This is a genomic window from Mariniflexile sp. HMF6888 (genome assembly GCF_044335535.1).
Classification (GTDB): domain Bacteria; phylum Bacteroidota; class Bacteroidia; order Flavobacteriales; family Flavobacteriaceae; genus Mariniflexile.
In genome coordinates this window covers 489,243-507,606 of record NZ_JBIQVZ010000002.1, presented here as the reverse complement: position 1 = coordinate 507,606, position 18,364 = coordinate 489,243, and the positions used below count along the sequence as shown (strand labels likewise).

General features: G+C 35.0%; 14 protein-coding genes. 8 read left to right on the top strand and 6 right to left on the bottom strand.

Features of this window, described 5'->3' with window-relative positions; all coding sequences use genetic code 11:
* Positions 1 to 2: 2 nt before the first annotated feature.
* The 6 genes from ACGLWY_RS07420 to ACGLWY_RS07395 form a co-directional block, all read right to left on the bottom strand.
* The gene (locus ACGLWY_RS07420) at positions 3 to 827 is read right to left on the bottom strand and encodes a transketolase (protein WP_396619043.1); all 825 of its coding nucleotides are present in this window, start codon (positions 825 to 827) and stop codon (positions 3 to 5) included.
* A 38-nt stretch (positions 828 to 865) separates the two neighbouring features.
* A complete protein-coding gene (locus ACGLWY_RS07415) occupies positions 866 to 2,281 on the bottom strand; it encodes an L-fucose/L-arabinose isomerase family protein (protein WP_396619042.1) in 1,416 nt (471 codons plus the stop codon).
* A 74-nt stretch (positions 2,282 to 2,355) separates the two neighbouring features.
* Positions 2,356 to 3,129 carry a DeoR/GlpR family DNA-binding transcription regulator gene (locus ACGLWY_RS07410; RefSeq protein WP_396619041.1) on the bottom strand — a complete coding sequence of 258 codons (774 nt, stop codon included), beginning with the start codon at positions 3,127 to 3,129 and terminating at the stop codon, positions 2,356 to 2,358.
* A gap of 256 nt (positions 3,130 to 3,385) precedes the next feature.
* Entirely contained in the window at positions 3,386 to 4,831 is a 1,446-nt protein-coding gene (locus ACGLWY_RS07405) for a sulfatase (RefSeq protein ID WP_396619040.1), read from the bottom strand.
* A gap of 240 nt (positions 4,832 to 5,071) precedes the next feature.
* Complete coding sequence (locus ACGLWY_RS07400; RefSeq protein ID WP_396619039.1) at positions 5,072 to 5,668, bottom strand: gluconate 2-dehydrogenase subunit 3 family protein; 597 nt, start codon at positions 5,666 to 5,668, stop codon at positions 5,072 to 5,074.
* A gap of 11 nt (positions 5,669 to 5,679) precedes the next feature.
* Positions 5,680 to 7,404, bottom strand: a complete 1,725-nt coding sequence (locus tag ACGLWY_RS07395) for a GMC oxidoreductase (RefSeq protein ID WP_396619038.1) — start codon at positions 7,402 to 7,404, stop codon at positions 5,680 to 5,682.
* A 929-nt stretch (positions 7,405 to 8,333) separates the two neighbouring features.
* Between ACGLWY_RS07395 and ACGLWY_RS07390 the strand changes: the two genes are divergently transcribed.
* The 8 genes from ACGLWY_RS07390 to ACGLWY_RS07355 all read left to right on the top strand — a co-directional run bounded on the left by ACGLWY_RS07390 (position 8,334) and on the right by ACGLWY_RS07355 (position 18,325).
* Positions 8,334 to 9,797, top strand: a complete 1,464-nt coding sequence (locus tag ACGLWY_RS07390) for a carbon starvation protein A (protein ID WP_396619037.1) — start codon at positions 8,334 to 8,336, stop codon at positions 9,795 to 9,797.
* Positions 9,798 to 9,920: 123 nt separating this feature from the next.
* Positions 9,921 to 10,823 (top strand): sugar phosphate isomerase/epimerase family protein, encoded by a 903-nt coding sequence (locus ACGLWY_RS07385; RefSeq protein WP_396619036.1) that lies wholly within the window; start codon positions 9,921 to 9,923, stop codon positions 10,821 to 10,823.
* Positions 10,824 to 10,865: 42 nt separating this feature from the next.
* Positions 10,866 to 12,092 (top strand): nucleoside permease, encoded by a 1,227-nt coding sequence (locus ACGLWY_RS07380; RefSeq protein WP_396619035.1) that lies wholly within the window; start codon positions 10,866 to 10,868, stop codon positions 12,090 to 12,092.
* Positions 12,093 to 12,101: 9 nt separating this feature from the next.
* Positions 12,102 to 13,259 (top strand): Gfo/Idh/MocA family protein, encoded by a 1,158-nt coding sequence (locus ACGLWY_RS07375; RefSeq protein ID WP_396619034.1) that lies wholly within the window; start codon positions 12,102 to 12,104, stop codon positions 13,257 to 13,259.
* The gene (locus ACGLWY_RS07370; RefSeq protein ID WP_396619033.1) at positions 13,246 to 14,325 is read left to right on the top strand and encodes a sugar phosphate isomerase/epimerase family protein; all 1,080 of its coding nucleotides are present in this window, start codon (positions 13,246 to 13,248) and stop codon (positions 14,323 to 14,325) included. The genes ACGLWY_RS07375 and ACGLWY_RS07370 overlap by 14 nt, the downstream gene beginning before the upstream one ends.
* A 100-nt stretch (positions 14,326 to 14,425) precedes the next feature.
* A complete protein-coding gene (locus ACGLWY_RS07365; RefSeq protein ID WP_396619032.1) occupies positions 14,426 to 15,835 on the top strand; it encodes a hypothetical protein in 1,410 nt (469 codons plus the stop codon).
* A gap of 129 nt (positions 15,836 to 15,964) precedes the next feature.
* Positions 15,965 to 17,425: a sulfatase gene (locus ACGLWY_RS07360; RefSeq protein ID WP_396619031.1), complete on the top strand. Its 1,461-nt coding sequence runs from the start codon at positions 15,965 to 15,967 to the stop codon at positions 17,423 to 17,425.
* A 345-nt stretch (positions 17,426 to 17,770) separates the two neighbouring features.
* Positions 17,771 to 18,325 (top strand): RNA polymerase sigma factor, encoded by a 555-nt coding sequence (locus tag ACGLWY_RS07355; RefSeq protein ID WP_396619030.1) that lies wholly within the window; start codon positions 17,771 to 17,773, stop codon positions 18,323 to 18,325.
* The last annotated feature ends 39 nt before the right edge of the window (positions 18,326 to 18,364 follow it).

The following is an 18,364-nucleotide window of genomic DNA, read 5'->3' as shown; positions in this document are numbered from 1 at the left end:
TTCTATACTAATGCTTCTATTTCGGTTAATTCTGAAAGTGCTAATTCATATTGATCCGGTGTTGGCACCCCATGATGCCATTTAATATTACCTTCCATATAGCTTACACCTTTTCCCTTTATGGTGTGAGCAATAATAAAGTTAGGTTTACCCATTTCTAAGGGGCCATTGTTTAGAGCCTCTTCCAATTCTTCCAGATTATGACCATCGACTTCTTTTACAACCCAACCAAAGGACTCTAATTTTTCACGAACCGAATCAGTATTCATAACATCACTGTTATTGCCTGTTATTTGCTGTTTGTTATAATCCAATATCGCATACAAATTATCCAGTTTATAATGTGCAGCAGATAAAAAAGCTTCCCAATTGGAGCCTTCAGGCAATTCGCCATCTCCTAAAAGGGTATAAACACGATGTGTTTTGTTATCCAATTTTGCAGCAATAGCTTCACCTACACAAATAGGCAATCCATGACCTAGTGCCCCTGTATTTTGCTCAACCCCATTTACTTTTTTTGTTGGGTGACCAATATAGTGCGATTGGTATTTACATAGGGTTTCTAGGTCAGATTCTGGAAAAAAACCGCGATCAGCTAAGGTTACAAAAAGTGCTTCTACACAATGTCCTTTACTTTGAATGTACCTATCCCTATCTGGATTTTTGAAATTTTTCGGGTCTACATTTAGTACTCGACTGTACAATACATTCAGTATATCTACACAGGATAAGCTACCACCAGTATGTCCAGCTTTGGCTTTATAAATATATTTAAGTAAATTTTTGCGAAGAAAAACAGATTTTAATTTTATTTCTTTATTTGTCATGATAATAGTTTTTACACAAAGTCAAAGTCTTTTCTGCATTAACCTTTATGCCTGTAAATATCCCAACCCATATAGTTACCAAGGGCTTCTTCTAGAATAGCACCCGTTTTTGAAGCATTCATGATTACATGATGCTCGAAGCCATTTCTACAAACATGATTCATTAAACCTTGTAAGTTTCCAATTTGAGCAACCGCTCTATTGCCAAAAGTATTTAATGGGTCATCTGTCAATTCACCTTCACCTATATAGCCTTTTATGATTCCTTTAGGGTCGTCAGTACTAATTCTACCATAAGTTAACGGCATGGCGGGCGTACGACCATCCAAAGCACCATAAGTGTTTTCAACACCAACGGTTGTCCCTAATATGGGAGCGTTGCTTATTTCGATATCGGGCAAAAAGGATTTTGCCCAATTTCCACAATGGAACAATACACATTTGTTAGGGTCTTCGGCATAATTGTTATTCCAATCTACCAGTGCACTAGGCGAGCCAGAAGCCAATTGCATAGCGTACATGCTTAATGTGCCGGTTACATCTACTTCGCAGGCAGAAGGCAGCATGTTTTCGGACATAATACTCATACTTGTACAAACATTGCATCCAAAATTTTGTTGTAACGATGTCCAACATTGAATAGCCGTAGCATCTAAGGCATATTCTTCAACAAAATCGTTTAAAACCACATCTAATTTTGCAATTTGAATCATCGCTTCATTAGGCGTTTTTCCTTTTGGAGCGTATGCATTGATCTTATCTAAATGCTGTTTAACAGAAGCGTCGTCTTTTGTAAGTTTATTGGCTTTTCCAAGAATTTCAGATAAATCGACCGTGGTAACCGTAATACCGTTCCTTTGTAATATTTTTTCTGAATAGCGTACGGTATTAAAAGCTCCAGGTCTGGCACCAACCGCACCTATACGAACGTTTCTTAATCCTTTAACCACACGGCAAACTGCCACAAAATCTTTTAAATCTTTCTGAAAAATTTCTTCAGATGGTGAACAGACATGGTTGCTTGTTAAAGTGTACTTAATACCATATTGGTAGAGGTTATTGCAGACCGAAATTTTTCCGCACCAAGAGTCACGACGATTAACAACATTCATTTTTGAGAGCTCATCTGGATACGCTTGGATTAACACAGGAACGTTAAGGTTTGCCAGTTTTAAAGTATCTGCAACACCTTTTTCATCTCCAAAATTTGGCAATAACACCAAAATACCCATTAATTCTTCTCTATTTTTTTTAAAAAGATCAGCGCAATTTCGAGCTTCTTTATAGGTTTCAACACCGCCTAGTTTAGTGTCGGTGGTATCTAACAGAATAGGTTTTAAGTTAAGTTTTGCAAAAACATCTATTATTTCAGTTCTTGCTTTTTCAACTAAGCTATCCGGAAAAAAATCCCTATTCCCAATTATTATTCCAATACTTAATGTAGATTTTGACATAACTATTTATTATGGATTCAAAGTTTATTCTTTAATTGAAGCGGATATTTATATTTTGACAAAAAAATGATTTTTTAATTCTCCGCTAAAATCACCTCGATTTCATGATTCTTAAATACTTGCTTATCTTTCTCTTCCATTCCTGAGTCTGTAATGATGTAGTCTATTAAAGACAAAGCTCCTAAACTTGCTAAAGCACTTTTACCTATTTTAGTACTATCTGCAACTAAATAAGTAATATCAGCAGCTTCTATCATTGCCCTTTTTACAACTAGATCACTAATACTTGGATAGGTTAGTCCAGCTTTTAAGGAAATCCCAGCGGTAGCTAAAAATAGTTTTTGAACATTAAGACCTTTAAAGAAGTCGGCCGCTTTTTGTCCTGTCAATGATAATGTAGGGGGTTTAAATTCACCTCCAGTCATTATGACTTCAATGCCGGATTCTGTTCCTAGCATAAGTGCAATGTTAAGTGCATTAGTAATGACAGTTAAGTTTTTGTAACCAATTAATTTTTTTGCTATTTCAGTTGTGGTGCTTCCAGAATCAAGAATTATGGTGTCTCCACTCTCTATGAACTCTAGACATTTAAGTGCTATTGTTTCTTTTTTTTCTAAATTTTCTTGTTGTAATAGAGAAAAGCTTCTTACATGGTCTTTGATGTTTTTAAGAAAAGCACCTCCATGTTCCCGCAAAATTAATCCCTGCTTTTCCAATTTCTCTAAGTCTTGTCTAATTGTAACTTCTGTAACCTTAAAAATTTTAGCTAAGTCAATTACTTTTGCGGAACCATCTTCTTGAATCAGTTCAATTATTTTTTCACGTCTTTTATTAGGTAAAATAGCCATATTTATTAAAAATAAAATTAAAAGCAAATAAACGAAAATAAACGAAAAAACATATAATATATCTGTAAGTTTTTTAAATTCATAATTGCTTCGAAAAATTTGGTTAGATTATTTTTTTATGAACAATTAGTAAATCTGTATTATTTCTTCTATTACTTTTCTTAAAAAATGACGTCCAGTGGATTAATAAACATTGTTTTTTATCTATTCACTTATGAAATTTTAATTTTGTTATATTTGTTTGATTATAAATAAATTAATGGTCATTTTTTGATTTTTCAATAAAATACTCATTAAAATCATAATGACTATAAATAGAATTATCGGCCCAATGGGTTGGAATGAATTGTTTTAATGTCTTTATTATTTCTTGGTGCCCACCTTCTTTCGCTAAATTGAACCACTCGTTTGGATCGCTTAATAAATCATATAGCTCCAATGAACCATCTTCATATTGTATTAATCGGAATCGATCATCCCTTACTGCCACATTGCCTTTTCCATAAAAAGAAAGGGCAGGATGTAACCAGTCTTTATCGGAACCATGAATCTGTCGTGATAAAGAATGTCCTTCTGCTAATTGATATGGAGGTAGATTACAAAGCTCCAGTAGTGTTGGATATATATCTAAGAGTTGGACGGGCTTGTCACATGTTATTCCACCATTGGTGTTTATGTCCTTAAAAATCAAAACAGTTCTGGTGTCTCTTTCCCATAGTGCTTGTTTTGCAAATCTATTTTTTTCACCTAAATGATATCCATGATCCGACCATAAAACGACAATGGTATTGTTATTATATTTTGATTCTTCAAGTGCCGATAAAACTTTCCCAACCTGAGCATCCACAAACGCAATACATGCCATATATGCTTGAATTGCACTTTTCCATTCACCCGATTGAATAAGCTCTTCTGTTGTTGGCATCATTGGAGCGTTGGTCACTCTTTTTCCTAATTCAGGAATATCATCGTAATCATCTTTTTTATATGGTGGAGTTTCAATACTATCAATAGGGAACATATCGAACCACTTCTTAGGAACGTACCATGGTACATGTGGACGAATAAATCCCACAGCCAGAAAAAAGGGACTGTCATGTGATTCCTTTAGTTTTTTTACTGCCCATTTTGCACTTTGGTAGTCAGACATGAGGCTGTCGTGTTCTGGGTATGCTCCCCAGTCAGTCATGGTATTACCAATTTTACCTTCAATTTTTGTTGGATCATAGTTCATTTTTTTCTTAGGCATTGGTCCATACCCCGCAAACTTCCCCCCATATTCATCAAAGGTGTTTGCAGCATCTCCATTGTGGTAAATTTTTCCAACAGCCATTGTTTTGTATCCGTATTTTTCAAAAAAATCGGGCATTAAAATCGCATTTTTACTTGCATCATTTGATTTTTTTATATCCACATCATTTAACTGTAAATAATTCCCAGTGGTTGAAGGATATAGGCCTGTCATAATACTTGCTCTTGATGGGCCACATATTGGAGCCTGACAATGTGCATTGGTAAATAATACGCCTTGTTTAGCTAATTTGTCTATGTTCGGTGTAGGTATTTTAATTGAACCATTCATACAATTCACGTAATCGTTCAAATCGTCAATTGCAATGAATAGAACGTTTGGTTTTTCTTGACTGAATGCACTTAATCTTAAGGTAATTAAAGCTATTGTTAGTATTTTGTGGGTTTTCATTTCTATTTTTTACAGTAATGGTTTTCTATATTTTATGATGACTTTTATAATTTAACTTTAACTCTTATGGCTCTGTTTGTTTCTATTTAATCTTATACAAGATTGTCCCCTTATCGTTAAACTTTTGAATCAAAAAATAAGGTTCATTAAAAGTCGTATTCTATTTCATTCATAGTAAGCATGGCTTTATGTCTGTAGTGTTGAATGCTGTTTTTTATTTAAGCTAATTAAGGTTATGATTTATAAAGACCATGATCTTCCTCTTGTTAACAGTTGTAAGTCTCCGCAATAGTAGGCACCGGGAACAGGATCATAAGCTAAAACATTCTCCCCAATTTCTTCATTAGTTATATAGCCTCTAACACATAAATTTTTTATGCTATTTAAAAGTTCTGATTTAGTCATCTTTAAAGACTCTGGATCTGCTTCTCTTTCTTCGTCAATGTCCTCTTCAATTAACATGTGTTTATCTAAAAGGGTTTTGTAGGTTTCTTGTGGAATTTCATTAATATTACTTTCAGTATTGGGTTTTAGTATTGATATTATATTTGTAAAAGCCGATTTAAACTCGATTTGTTCTTCATCATCAAAAACATCCTTTATATATTTATCTATAAACTGAGGGATATTTAATTCAATAGCTGATGGAGTCTCTGTTTTTGGTAATATAATATCCACAAGATTGATAAGCACAATGCCTTGATCAATGCTTAAAAACTCTGGTGCCCAAGTTTTGATATCACTTTTACAACTTTGCAATAAGCTGATAATAGCAGGGGTGGCTGCAAAAAAGCTTGTGGCAAGCCCGATTTTTTTTAATGCCGTTCGTCTTTTCATAATAAAAGTGATTAAAAAATACCTTTTCTTAACTGTTCAGCGGCATGGTTTGCAGCTCTGGCAGTGAATGCCATATAGGTTAAAGAAGGATTTTGACAACCAGATGAGACCATAAATGAACCGTCTGTCACGTATACATTAGTGCAGGCGTGAATTTGATTGAATTTGTTTAAAACAGAAGTTTTGGGATTTCTGCCCATTCTAGCGGTTCCCATTTCGTGTATGCCATATCCCATGGCGATTTTATTAAATTTATCATATCCTTTAACATTTTCAAAACCTGCTGCTTTTAACATCTTTACGGCTTGTGCTTTCATGTCTTTTCTCATGGCAAGTTCATTCTTGCCAAACGCAGCATTGAATGTTATTGTAGGTAGTCCCCAATCGTCAAGTTTATTGTAATCAAGATACATTTTATTATCATGACTGGGAAGTGTTTCTCCAAAAGCATTTAAACTAACCTTCCATTGTCCGGGTTTTAAAATAGCTTCTTTAAGTTTAGGGCCGTATTTCATTTCTGCAACTAACTCAGATATATTTTTTCTTGTAGCACCTCCTTGATAGCCATAGCCTCTAACAAATTCTTTTAGATTTGTGCCCTCGCCTATGTTTCGAAAACGAGGAATATATATGCTTGTAGGGCGCCTGCCTTTTTCTAGTTTGTCTTCAAAACCTACGGCTATTCCTTCAGCTCCCACATGAAAATGATGATCCATAATATTGTGGCCCAATTCTCCGCTGTCATTTCCTAAACCATTTGGGAAACGATCAGATTTCGATTGTAATAAAATAGCAGCCGAAGCGATACTGGAAGCGCATAAAAAAATAACCTTTGCTCTAAATATAAAGGTTTCTTTTGTTTCGGCGTCAATCACTTTTACTCCTGTTGCTTTTTTAGTTTTGTCGTCATAAATAACATGCTGAACAATGGAGTTAGGCCTTAGAGTCATGTTTCCAGTAGATTCAGCAGTAGGCAGCGTTGATGAATTACTGCTAAAATAAGCACCGAACGGGCATCCTCTTCTACATCTGTTTCTAAATTGACAGGTGCTTCTTCCTAATCCTGGCTTTGTGCCCTCTGTAATATGTGCGACCCTACCAATGGTTAAAACTCTTCCGTCATCAAACTTTTCTGCAATTTTCTCTTTTAAACGTTCTTCAACACAATTGAGATTCATTGGTTTTAATAACTTCTGATCGGGTAGCTGTTTCAAACCTAGGTTTTCACCACTTACACCAATAAATTCTTCAACATGATCATACCAAGGGGCAATATCTTTGTATCTCACTGGCCAATCTACCCCATTGCCGTCTTTTTTATTTGCAGTAAAATCAATATCACTAAGCCTATAACTATGTCTTCCCCAAACCAAAGAGCGACCTCCAACCTGATAGCCTCTTAGCCAGTCAAATCGTTTATCTTCGTTATAAGGATGTTTAGTGTCGTCTACGAAAAAATGTTCACATTCTTGTTTTGTTAAATGCTTGTCCCTGTGCTGTTTGAACTTACGCTGTTTTATGTCTCTGGTAGCGTCGCCTGCATTTGGGAAATCCCAAGGGTCTAAATGTGCGGTTGGATAGTCTTCAATATGTTTAACCATTCTGCCACGTTCAAGAACGAGTGTTTTTAAACCATTTTCGCAAAGTTCTTTGGCTGCCCATCCTCCAGAAATACCTGTGCCAACGACAATGGCATCATAGTCTTCTTCTGAAGTTTTAAATTCTGTGTGACTCATTGATAAATGTGAAATTATTTATTGTGTTTTGTTGTAGAATTGGTGTAAAGCAAATTTTAGCTAATTTAATTTATTTTTTCGAATATTTTCGTTTATTTTCAATTAATTTTGTTTATTTGTATTTGGTTTGTGTTTATTTGTATTTGATTATTGAAATCAAAAGATTTTTATGATCATAAACCAAGTTTTATTATATGTAATTGAAGAAAATGAAAAATGGGTGACAAAAAAAGACTTTTTTTTAACTATATGATGTTGTTTTTCTATTATATCTGTTGATGTTTAGAAAACTGTATATTTTGCCTATGTAATTTTCTTTTAAAGATTTGGTATTAATTTATTCTCGATTTTAGATATTAATTTCAAATTGTATAAGGTGACTTACTGTATCTACTTTGCAATTAGGATAGATTTAAATAACCATAATTAGGTTAATTAAATTCTTTTTAAGAGTTTCAAATAATTTTTAAGTTTGATACATTTTGGGCAATCATTATGTGGGGTCTATATTTTTAAATCAGTCTCTTGAAATTACTTAGTAATTGTTTTTGTTAAGAGGATCAATAATCGCTTTTTTATCAAGTAATCCTTGATAGTCAAAACGGTTTTTAATATCATTTTGAAAAGAGGAAACCAATTTTAAAATTTTGATTTCCTTCTTTTTTAAATTTATAGTAATCGATTACATAAAATTTATATATTTACATCAAAATAAAATTTATAAAGATAGTTCTTGTAAATTTTGTTAATAAACGCTGATCTGACACATGTTTTTTGAAGCATGTTTGTTAATAGTAGTGATTATTCAATTTTTTTTGAACTCTAATTTAACTAATCAGAAATTTTCGAAATATAAATTAAGATTTCATAATACTTTGATGGAAACTCTTATATATTTTTTTAATGAATAAAAAAACTAAACTATAAAGATGATAACTTTTATTATATCTATTGGTGTTTTAATAGCTGGATATTTCACCTATGGAAAGTTTGTTGAAAATGTTTTTGACATAAATAAAGATAGGGTCACACCTGCATTACGTTTGAGGGACGATGTGGATTTTACACCACTTCCTGCATGGCGTATTTTTTTAATACAATTTCTTAACATTGCTGGTCTTGGCCCTATTTTTGGGGCGATTTCAGGAGCCATGTTTGGTCCTTCAGCTTTTTTGTGGATAGTTTTAGGAAGTATTTTTGCGGGTGCTGTACATGATTATTTTTCAGGTATGCTTTCATTACGACATAATGGTTTGAGCATTAGTGAAGTCGTAGGTATATACCTCGGTAGTAGTGCAAAACAGTTTATGAGGCTTTTTACCATTGTGTTGTTGATATTTGTGGGAACTGTTTTTTTAATGGGACCAGCTAAGATTATTGATGGTATGACTGGGCACTCTTATGGTGTATGGATTTGGGTGTTTGTAATTTTGATTTATTATTTATTATCCACTTTGTTACCAATTGATAAACTCATTAGCAAGTTGTATCCTGTATTTGGTATAGCTATGTTAATTATGGCTGTAGGGTTATTAGCAGCATTGTTTTTTGGAAAATACCATATTCCTGAATTAATTCCTGCCAACATTAGGAATATGACTTCTAATCCTGACAGTACACCATTATTTCCAATATTGTTTGTTACCATTGCTTGTGGTGCGATATCTGGATTTCATGCGACACAATCTCCATTGATGGCTAGGTGTATGAAAACTGAATTATTAGGGCGTAAGATATTTTATGGAGCTATGATTACAGAAGGTATTGTAGCATTAATATGGGCAGCTGCCGCTATGGCTTTTTTTGGTGGTGTAGAAAGCTTAAATCATGCTATGTTAAGTAATGGAAATAATGCTGCTTGGGCAGCTAATGAAATATCTTTAAAAATGCTGGGAGGCGTTGGGGGCGTTTTGGCTATTTTGGGAATTGTTGCTGCACCCATAACTTCTGGTGATACCGCTTTTCGATCTGCAAGGCTAATTATAGCAGATATATTCAAATTTGACCAAACAAATATTTTTAAAAGGATTTATGTTAGTTTGCCTCTGTTTATTATTGCATTTCTACTCACTCAAATCGATTTTGGTATTATTTGGCGCTATTTTGCATGGAGTAACCAGGCATTGGCTACCATTGTTTTATGGACAATTACGGCTTATCTTGTAGGTGAGGATAAGCCGTATTGGGTTTCTTTGGTTCCAGCTGTTTTTATGACAATGGTATCTAGTACCTATATATTAATTGCTCCGGAAGGATTTCAGTTGGATAATCAATGGTCTTATATGGGCGGGACAATTTCAACTATATTGGTTTTTATTGGTTTTTGGCGTTCATACATTTTTAAGAATAAAAATGAAGTTAAAAGTTTAAAACTAAAGGGACCTGGATTATGATTTTATTAGAAAAAAAATAAATATTAAAAAATGAAATTAAAAGCTTTTGTAAGAATAACCTATATAATAATTTATCTATCAATTACTTTATTGGTAATTGTTCTGTTTTTCAGTTGTAAAAATATGAGCAATGAAAAACCGGAACAACTTCAAAGTGATGTTATAGAATCCGTTCAAAAAGTACCTTTCTTCAAATTGTCATTGGCACAATGGTCTTTGCACAGATCTTTCAGGAAAAAGGAAAAGGATTTGTTTCAATTTGCTCCTATAGCGAAAGAAATGGGATTTGAAGGTGTGGAATATGTCAGTATGTTATATTTAAAAGAAATAAAAAAATTAGGATTTGACAAGGTAATAGATTCTTTGAATGCAATGAGTGAGTTAAGTGGGGTAAGAAATGTATTGATCATGGTTGATGAAGAAGGTGATTTGGCATCTCCAGATGAAGCCGATAGGAATGAAGCTGTGGAAAACCATAAAAAATGGGTAGATGCCGGTCAGAGATTAGGGTGCCATTCCATACGTGTTAATCTGCGTGGGTCGTCAGGAGCAAAAGAATGGGAAGAAGCCTCAGTAGCAGGACTTTCAAGGTTGGCAGGGTACGCAGCCGATAAGCATATAAATATTATTGTAGAGAACCATGGTGGGTTCTCATCCAATGCAGCGATGCTTGTAGAGGTCATTCAAGAAGTGCACCTGCCCAATGTAGGGGTGCTTCCGGATTTCGGTAATTTTTGTATGGAAAAGAACGAAGATAATACCTGTGCAGGGGGAAAAGATTATAACAGGTATAAAGGGGTAGAGGAAATGATGCCAATGGCCAAAGGAGTAAGTGCCAAGTCATATGATTTTGACGAAAAGGGCAATGAAACTAAAATTGATTATTATAAGATGTTGCAAATAGTAAAGAATTCTGGGTATAGCAGTTATATAGGTGTTGAATATGAAGGGGATAGGTTAAGTGAGGAAGAAGGGACTCTAGCTACTAAGGCACTTTTGTTAAATGCAGCAGAGTCTTTAAAATAAAACCAGAAAAACAAACAAACAAAACTAACTAAACTAAAACAGATGGAAAGATCGACCCAATATGAATTGTCCTTGATGATGTTCCTCGAATTTTTCATTTGGGGCGGATGGTTCGTGACACTGGGTTCTTTTTTAGGGAACGATCTAGGTGCTACGGGATCGGAAACGGGCATGGCATATTCCACCCAATCATGGGGTGCCATTATAGCGCCCTTTGTAATTGGTTTAATTGCCGACCGTTTTTTCAATGCTGAAAAAATTTTGGGGGCACTGCATCTTGCGGGGGCTTTTTTAATGTATCGAATGTCGGAATCAACAGAGTTTGCTGTATTCTATCCATATGTTTTAGGGTATATGATAGTTTATATGCCAACGTTGGCCTTGGTGAATTCAGTGTCATTTAATCAAATGGATGACCCCGCAAAGCAATTTCCAAGGGTAAGGGTTTTTGGGACCATGGGATGGATCTTGGCAGGTTTAGCCATAAGTTTTGTCTTTAAATGGGACTCAATAGAAAGCATAAGACATGGCATGCTCTCAAACACATTTATAATGGTAGCAGTGGCATCCGCCTTATTGGGCGTTTTTAGTTTCACGTTGCCCAAAACACCTCCCAAAGGAAAAGTGGAGAAAGTGGGCATTTCAGACATCCTAGGTTTGGAAGCGTTAGAACTCTTAAAGGACAGGAACTTTTTGGTGTTCTTTGTGTCCTCGGTTTTGATCTGCATTCCGTTGGCGTTTTATTACCAGAACATTAGCCCCTTCTTAACAGAATATAAAGTAGAGAATTCAACAGCATGGGCCTCTGTAGGTCAGCTTTCAGAAGTCGCTTTTATGTTGCTGTTGCCTTTTTTCTTTAAAAAGTACGGGTTCAAAAGAACGATTCTCTTTGGAATGTTGGCCTGGGCCATCCGATATGGGCTGTTTGCTTTAGGCAATAGGGGGGATTTGTTTTTTATGCTGGTAATAGGTATCGCGTTACATGGTATCTGTTATGACTTCTTTTTTGTGTCCGGACAGATTTATACCGATTCCAAAGCGGGAGATAAAATAAAGAATGCAGCCCAAGGCTTGATTACCTTGACAACCTACGGAGTAGGCATGTTGGTAGGGTTTTGGGTAGCTGGGAACATAGTTGACAGAAACCTCTTAAAAACAGGGGAACATGGTTGGCAAGCTGTGTGGACCTTTCCTGCTCTTTTTGCTATAGGGGTTTTTGTATTTTTTGCCATCTTTTTTAAGAATGAGAAAGTAGTGTATAAAGCTTAAAATATATTAATGAGTAAAAAAATAAGATTGGGCATATTGGGCGGCGGCGGAGACTCTTTAATTGGGGTGCTCCATAGAATTGCTTCCACCATGTACGGTAAATATCAACTAGTTGGAGGTGTTTTTAACCCTGTATGGGAAGAAAATCTAGGTTTTGCCGAACAAATAGGGGTGCCAACCAACAGGATTTATAAAGATTTTGATACCCTAGTTGAAGAAGAGCTAAAACTTCCAAGGGAAGAAAGAATGCAGGCCGTATCGATTCTTACCCCTAATTTTCTTCATTTTCCAATGGCTAAAAAGCTGTTGGACAATGGTTTTCACGTCATTTGTGAAAAACCAATAACAACAACTTATGAAGAAGCAAAGGTTTTAAAAGCCTCATTAAAAAAATCACGGACTGTATTTGCGGTAACCTATACCTATACCGGTTATCCAATGGTTCGTCAAATGCGGCACATGGTAAAAAATGGGGAATTAGGGAACATCCATAAAATAGATGCCCAATATTATCAAGGATGGATCAACCCAATTATCCATGATAAGGAAAAACGATCAGCGACATGGCGGTTGAACCCTGAAAAGGCAGGAATTAGTTGTTGTATCGGCGATATCGGCACACATGCATTTGACATGCTTGAGTATGTGTCTGGAGAGAAAATAGAATCCGTTCTGGCAGATTTGAATTATGTATATACGGATAACCAGATGGATGTGGACGGGACAGTTTTGTTACGCTGTACCAATAATATTAAAGGTGTTATATGCGCAAGCCAAATAGCAACAGGGGAAGAAAATAATTTTATAGTCAAGGTATACGGGGATAAGGCGGGCCTGAAATGGGAGCAAGAAAACCCCAATCATTTGTACTTGATGGAAGAAGGCAGGCCACTTCGTGTTTTAAAACCGGGGCATTCTTATAATTCCGGTTTGTCGTTGGAAGGAACTAAATTACCGCCAGGACATCCTGAAGGTATATTTGATGCGATGGGGAATATTTACAAAGGAGTAGCAAGGGCCATTAACAAAGAGCCGTATGACCAAGGCGAGTTCCCCACAATGATGGATGGGGTGAGAGGGATCGGTTTTATTGAAAAGGTAGTTGAATCCCACCACAAAGGCAATGTTTGGGTGGCCATAGAAAATGAAGACAATGAAGACAATTAAAGGGCCAGCTATATTTTTAGCTCAATTTATGGACGACAAATCCCCGTTTAATTCTTTGGATGGGTTATGCAAATGGGCAAGTGGTTTGGGGTATAAAGGCATTCAAATGCCAACCTTGGATAAGCGATTGATAGATTTGGCAAAAGCATCGGAAAGCCAAACCTATTGCGATGAGCTTCTAGGAAAAATTAATTCCTATGGATTGGAACTAACCGAATTGTCCACACATATACAAGGGCAGTTGGTGGCGGTTCATCCCGCCCATGATATTATGTTCGATGTTTTTGTGCCAGACCACTTAAAAGGGAAGCCAAAAGAGCGAACCGCATGGGCCATTCAAGAAATGAAAAATGCGGCCATTGCAAGTAGAAGGTTAAAAACTAAGGCACATGCTACATTTTCTGGGTCATTATTGTGGCCTATGGTCCATCCATGGCCCCAGCAGCCAAAAGGATTGGTTGAGCTGGGCTTTAAGGAATTGGCAGACCGCTGGTTACCTATATTAAATGCATTTGATGAAAATGGCGTTGATGTTTGTTATGAAGTGCATCCTATGGAGGATATTCACGATGGGGATACATTTGAACGATTTCTTACGGCAACAGGGAATCATAAGCGGGTCAATATTTTATATGATCCCTCCCATTTTGTGTTACAGCAATTGGATTATATAACTTACATAGACCATTACCATGAGTTTATAAAGGCCTTTCATGTAAAGGATTCAGAGTTTAATCCAACAGGAAAAAAAGGAATGTTTGGAGGGTATAATGATTGGAGGGACCGAGCTGGGAGATACCGTTCCCCTGGTGATGGACAGGTAGATTTCAAGAGGGTATTTTCTAAGTTAACAGAACATGGATGTGATGTTTGGGCAGTTTTAGAATGGGAATGTGTTATTAAGAGCCCGGAACAGGGAGCCAGAGAAGGCGTTGCTTTTATTTCTGATCATATTATTGAAGCGACAGATAAAACGTTTGATGATTTTGTGGGAGGTCAGATAGGTAAGCAACAGTTAAAAAAGATATTGGGAGTCTCTAATACTGGTTACAAGAAAGAAAAATAAACGCATTTAGAAATATATGAGCATGAATTTTTCGAAAAATTCTTACTCATATAAATAATAATAAAATATTGGTACAAACAATTTTTTTAATAAAGAAGGCATGGTAAGGAAAATGAAAGCACATAAAACTGAAATCTTTTTAATTTTTATGTTACTTATAGTGCTTTCTTGTTGTTCATCCAAGGACAACGGGATTGAGATAAGAAAAGAACATGCTGGTTATTGGACATATAATGGCAAGCCAACACTTTTATTGGGAGGCAGCAATGATGATAACCTGTTTCAATGGCCAATAGAAAAGCTTGTCCCTCATTTAGACTCAATGGTAGATGTAGGAGCCAACTATGTGCGAAATACAATGAGCGATAGAAAGGCTATGGGTTTTGAAGTATATCCATTTTTGAAATTACCAAATGGAATGTATGATCTTGGACAATGGAACGATGCTTATTGGAATCGTTTTACTGCTTTTTTAGAAGAAACAGCAAAAAGAAACATCATTGTACAAATTGAAATTTGGGATAGGTTTGATTATTCCCGTGAGGAATGGAAACCTAATCCATATAACCCAGTCAATAATGTTTGCTATACTTACGAAGCATCTGGTTTTGTTGAAGAATATCCCAAGCATCCAGGGAAAAATACTCAGCCATTCTTTTTTACCACGCCAAATCTGCGGAACAATGCAACTGTTTTTAAATACCAGAAGGCTTATGTTGATAAATTACTGTCTATTTCTTTAAAATACAGCAACGTGCTTTATTGTATAGATAACGAGACCAGTGCCGAAGAGGCTTGGGGCGCATATTGGGCGCGATATATTAAGGAAAAAGCAGGAGATAAAAAGATATATGTTACTGAAATGTGGAATGCGCATGATCTTACAAGTGATGAACATAAACGCACATTTGATCACCCTGAACTGTATGATTATGTTGATATTTCCCAGAACAGTTGGAATCAAGGTTATGAAAATTGGCTAGGGGCTCAAAATGTTAAAGCGTATCTTTCAAAGAATGCAAGACCTATCAATCATGTAAAAATATATGGATCATCCACCCATAAAAGTGCAGAAGAAGGTATAAATTCAAGCCATGCAGCAAGAGTGTTTTTTAGAAATATTGTAGGAGGATTGGCTTCAAGTCGTTTTCATCGTCCTACAGCCGGACTGGGATTAAGTAAGGTTTCAATAAATTGTATTAAATCTGTACGTATGGTGGAAGAAAAAGTCAAGTTTTGGGATTTGCAACCCAACATGAGGCTACTTTTAGATTGTGATCCTGATGAAGCTTATCTCACAGCTTCTCTTGGTAAGAGTTATATTATATATTTTCCTAGTAAAGGTTCTGTTTTATTGAATCTTAATGAAGCTTCTGGGACTTTTGATATGTATTCCATAGATATCCAAAATGCTAGTTGGATTAAAAAAAATAAAGTAAAAGGGAAGCAAACATTAAAACTTACATCGGAGTATGAAAATGGGTCATTTGTAATTTTGATAAAACAATAAAACGGACATGTTATTAAATAGTTGTGTTTCATGCTAAGGAAGAGATTGTACTCATAAAACAACATTATTCCAGAACATAGTTATACATATATAAAAAGAAAAGTAGATACAAATAAACAATTTTAAAAAATGAGAAAATCTATCACATTGATTTTACTAATTGCTGTTCTATTTATTAGCTGTAATCAAATAAAACGAAAGCAAAACAACGAAAAACCCAATGTTGTAATTATATTGATAGACGATGAAGGCTATGGTGATGTAGGATGCTATGGAGCAACGGGTTTCGAAACACCCAATCTAGATCAAATGGCAAGCCAAGGAATGAAATTTACAAATTTCTATGCTGCTCAGCCTGTATGTAGTGCCTCGAGAGCTGGACTATTAACAGGTTGTTACCCAAATAGAATTGGATTCTCAGGAGCTTTATATCCAAATCATAAGATAGGAATGAATACAGAAGAACTCACTATAGCCGAAATGTTTAAAGAACAAGCTTATGCAACTGCCTGCTTTGGGAAATGGCATTTAGGGAGTAAAAAAGAGTTTCTACCATTGCAACAAGGTTTCGATGAGTATGTAGGTTTACCCTATTCCAATGACATGTGGCCACATAGCAATGTTACAGGTGAAAGATTGTCTGATGATAAGAAAAGTGCAAAATATCCGGAATTGCCATTAATAGAGGGAAATGAAATTGTAGAAAGAATTACTAGCTTAAAGGATCAGGATAAACTAACAACGCTTTATACCGAAAAAGCGGTTGATTTTATTAACAGAAATGCAAAGAATCCATTCTTTTTATATGTTCCGCACACAATGGGACATGTTCCTCTCGGAGTCTCAGATAAATTTAGAGGCAAAAGCGAAAAAGGTTTATATGGAGATGTCATGATGGAAATTGATTGGTCTGTTGGTGAAATTAGCAAAGCGCTAGAAAAAAATGGGTTAACAGATAATACAATTTTCATTTTTACAACAGATAATGGCCCATGGCTTAATTTTGGAAACCACGCAGGATCTTCAGGAGGTTTACGAGAAGGGAAATCTACGAGCTGGGAAGGTGGACAGCGAGTTCCTTTTATTATTCGCTGGCCGGGTAATATACCTGAAGGAACTGTATGTAATAAATTAGCGTGTGCAATTGATATATTACCAACATTAGCCGCAATAACAGATGGTAAATTATCTGACAATAAAATTGATGGTGTAGATATTACATCACTTTGGAAAGGCAATTTTGAAGCTACACCACGAGAAACCATTCTTTATTACTATGGTAAAAACAATTTAAATGGTGTACGAAAAGGAAATTGGAAGCTGGTTTTACCACATACCTATGCTTCGTATAATGCAAAACCAGGCAATGACGGACACAGTGGAAAAATGATTAAAACAGCAGTGGAGAAACCTGAGCTTTATAATATGATGAGAGACCCAGGTGAACGATTTAATGTTATTGAATACTATCCAGAAAAAGTACAAGAACTAATGAAAATTGTAGAAAAATCACGTAAAGAACTTGGCGATTTAAATGTTGGAATCGAAAAGGGAAACGAAAACAGAGAAATTGGAAAAATAGAAAATTAGTAATGTAAGATATCTGAGGAATTATAATATATCTGTATGCTAAAAATGAAAGACTTTTTGATGCGAAGTACGAAAAGAACAACAATAAATATATGTAATGCGGGGCGATATAGAAAATTTGAAGTTTAAAGCATTTAATAAACATCGTAACGGTTTGATAATGAATTGCCTGAAAATTCTGTACTACGCATATTCCAGACGTTTGATAAGTATAAGATTGATTAAAATTACTTAGTAAGAAATTACTTTTAAAAACATCTATACGATAAAATAAGCAAGCCATTTATTAAATATTTTTTATCAAAATCACAATTATAATGATTAAAAAATGTAAATTTATGTATTATGAATACAAATGATTTCGAAATACTTAATAGACTCAAGCAAAGAGATTCTGGTGCATTTAAGGAATTATTTGATTTGTATTATCTACCGCTAAGCACACATGCTCTAAAATATTGTGATTCTTTTGCTATGGCAGAAGATGTGGTACAGGATTTATTTGTTAAACTTTGGGATGATAAACTGTATTTGAAATTTGATAAATTTATTGGACCTTATCTTTTTAAGGCTGTTAAAAACAATGCCTTACAAGCTATTAAATCAAAAGCAAAATATCGGTTTGAAGATATAGAAAATCAGGTAGATAGTGTTCTTGTCGAAGAAAATTTAGATAAGGAATTTGTTGAACAAGAAAAGAAAAAGTTACATCAAAAAATTGAAAGTTTACCTAGAAGAAGTAAAGAAGTTCTATTGTCTATTGTATTAGAAAATCTTAAATATAAAGAGGTTGCCTTAAAATATGGAATTAGTGTGAATACTGTAAAAACATATTATTCTAGGGCTCTAAAACAACTTCGAAGCACTGTTGGAATAATCATTATGTTATTATTTATTTAAAAAAAAATATTTTTTGTCACCCATTTTGTGTCTTTTTCC

Excerpts from the sequence above, each read along its gene's own strand:
- ACGLWY_RS07365 (WP_396619032.1), top strand. The coding sequence starts at position 14,426 with ATGGTAAGGAAAATGAAAGCACATAAAACTGAAATCTTTTTAATTTTT.
- ACGLWY_RS07370 (WP_396619033.1), top strand. The coding sequence starts at position 13,246 with ATGAAGACAATTAAAGGGCCAGCTATATTTTTAGCTCAATTTATGGAC.
- ACGLWY_RS07355 (WP_396619030.1), top strand. The coding sequence starts at position 17,771 with ATGAATACAAATGATTTCGAAATACTTAATAGACTCAAGCAAAGAGAT.
- ACGLWY_RS07375 (WP_396619034.1), top strand. The coding sequence starts at position 12,102 with ATGAGTAAAAAAATAAGATTGGGCATATTGGGCGGCGGCGGAGACTCT.
- ACGLWY_RS07380 (WP_396619035.1), top strand. The coding sequence starts at position 10,866 with ATGGAAAGATCGACCCAATATGAATTGTCCTTGATGATGTTCCTCGAA.
- ACGLWY_RS07385 (WP_396619036.1), top strand. The coding sequence starts at position 9,921 with ATGAGCAATGAAAAACCGGAACAACTTCAAAGTGATGTTATAGAATCC.
- ACGLWY_RS07410 (WP_396619041.1), bottom strand. The coding sequence starts at position 3,129 with ATGGCTATTTTACCTAATAAAAGACGTGAAAAAATAATTGAACTGATT.
- ACGLWY_RS07395 (WP_396619038.1), bottom strand. The coding sequence starts at position 7,404 with ATGAGTCACACAGAATTTAAAACTTCAGAAGAAGACTATGATGCCATT.
- ACGLWY_RS07405 (WP_396619040.1), bottom strand. The coding sequence starts at position 4,831 with ATGAAAACCCACAAAATACTAACAATAGCTTTAATTACCTTAAGATTA.
- ACGLWY_RS07420 (WP_396619043.1), bottom strand. The coding sequence starts at position 827 with ATGACAAATAAAGAAATAAAATTAAAATCTGTTTTTCTTCGCAAAAAT.
- ACGLWY_RS07390 (WP_396619037.1), top strand. The coding sequence starts at position 8,334 with ATGATAACTTTTATTATATCTATTGGTGTTTTAATAGCTGGATATTTC.
- ACGLWY_RS07415 (WP_396619042.1), bottom strand. The coding sequence starts at position 2,281 with ATGTCAAAATCTACATTAAGTATTGGAATAATAATTGGGAATAGGGAT.
- ACGLWY_RS07360 (WP_396619031.1), top strand. The coding sequence starts at position 15,965 with ATGAGAAAATCTATCACATTGATTTTACTAATTGCTGTTCTATTTATT.
- ACGLWY_RS07400 (WP_396619039.1), bottom strand. The coding sequence starts at position 5,668 with ATGAAAAGACGAACGGCATTAAAAAAAATCGGGCTTGCCACAAGCTTT.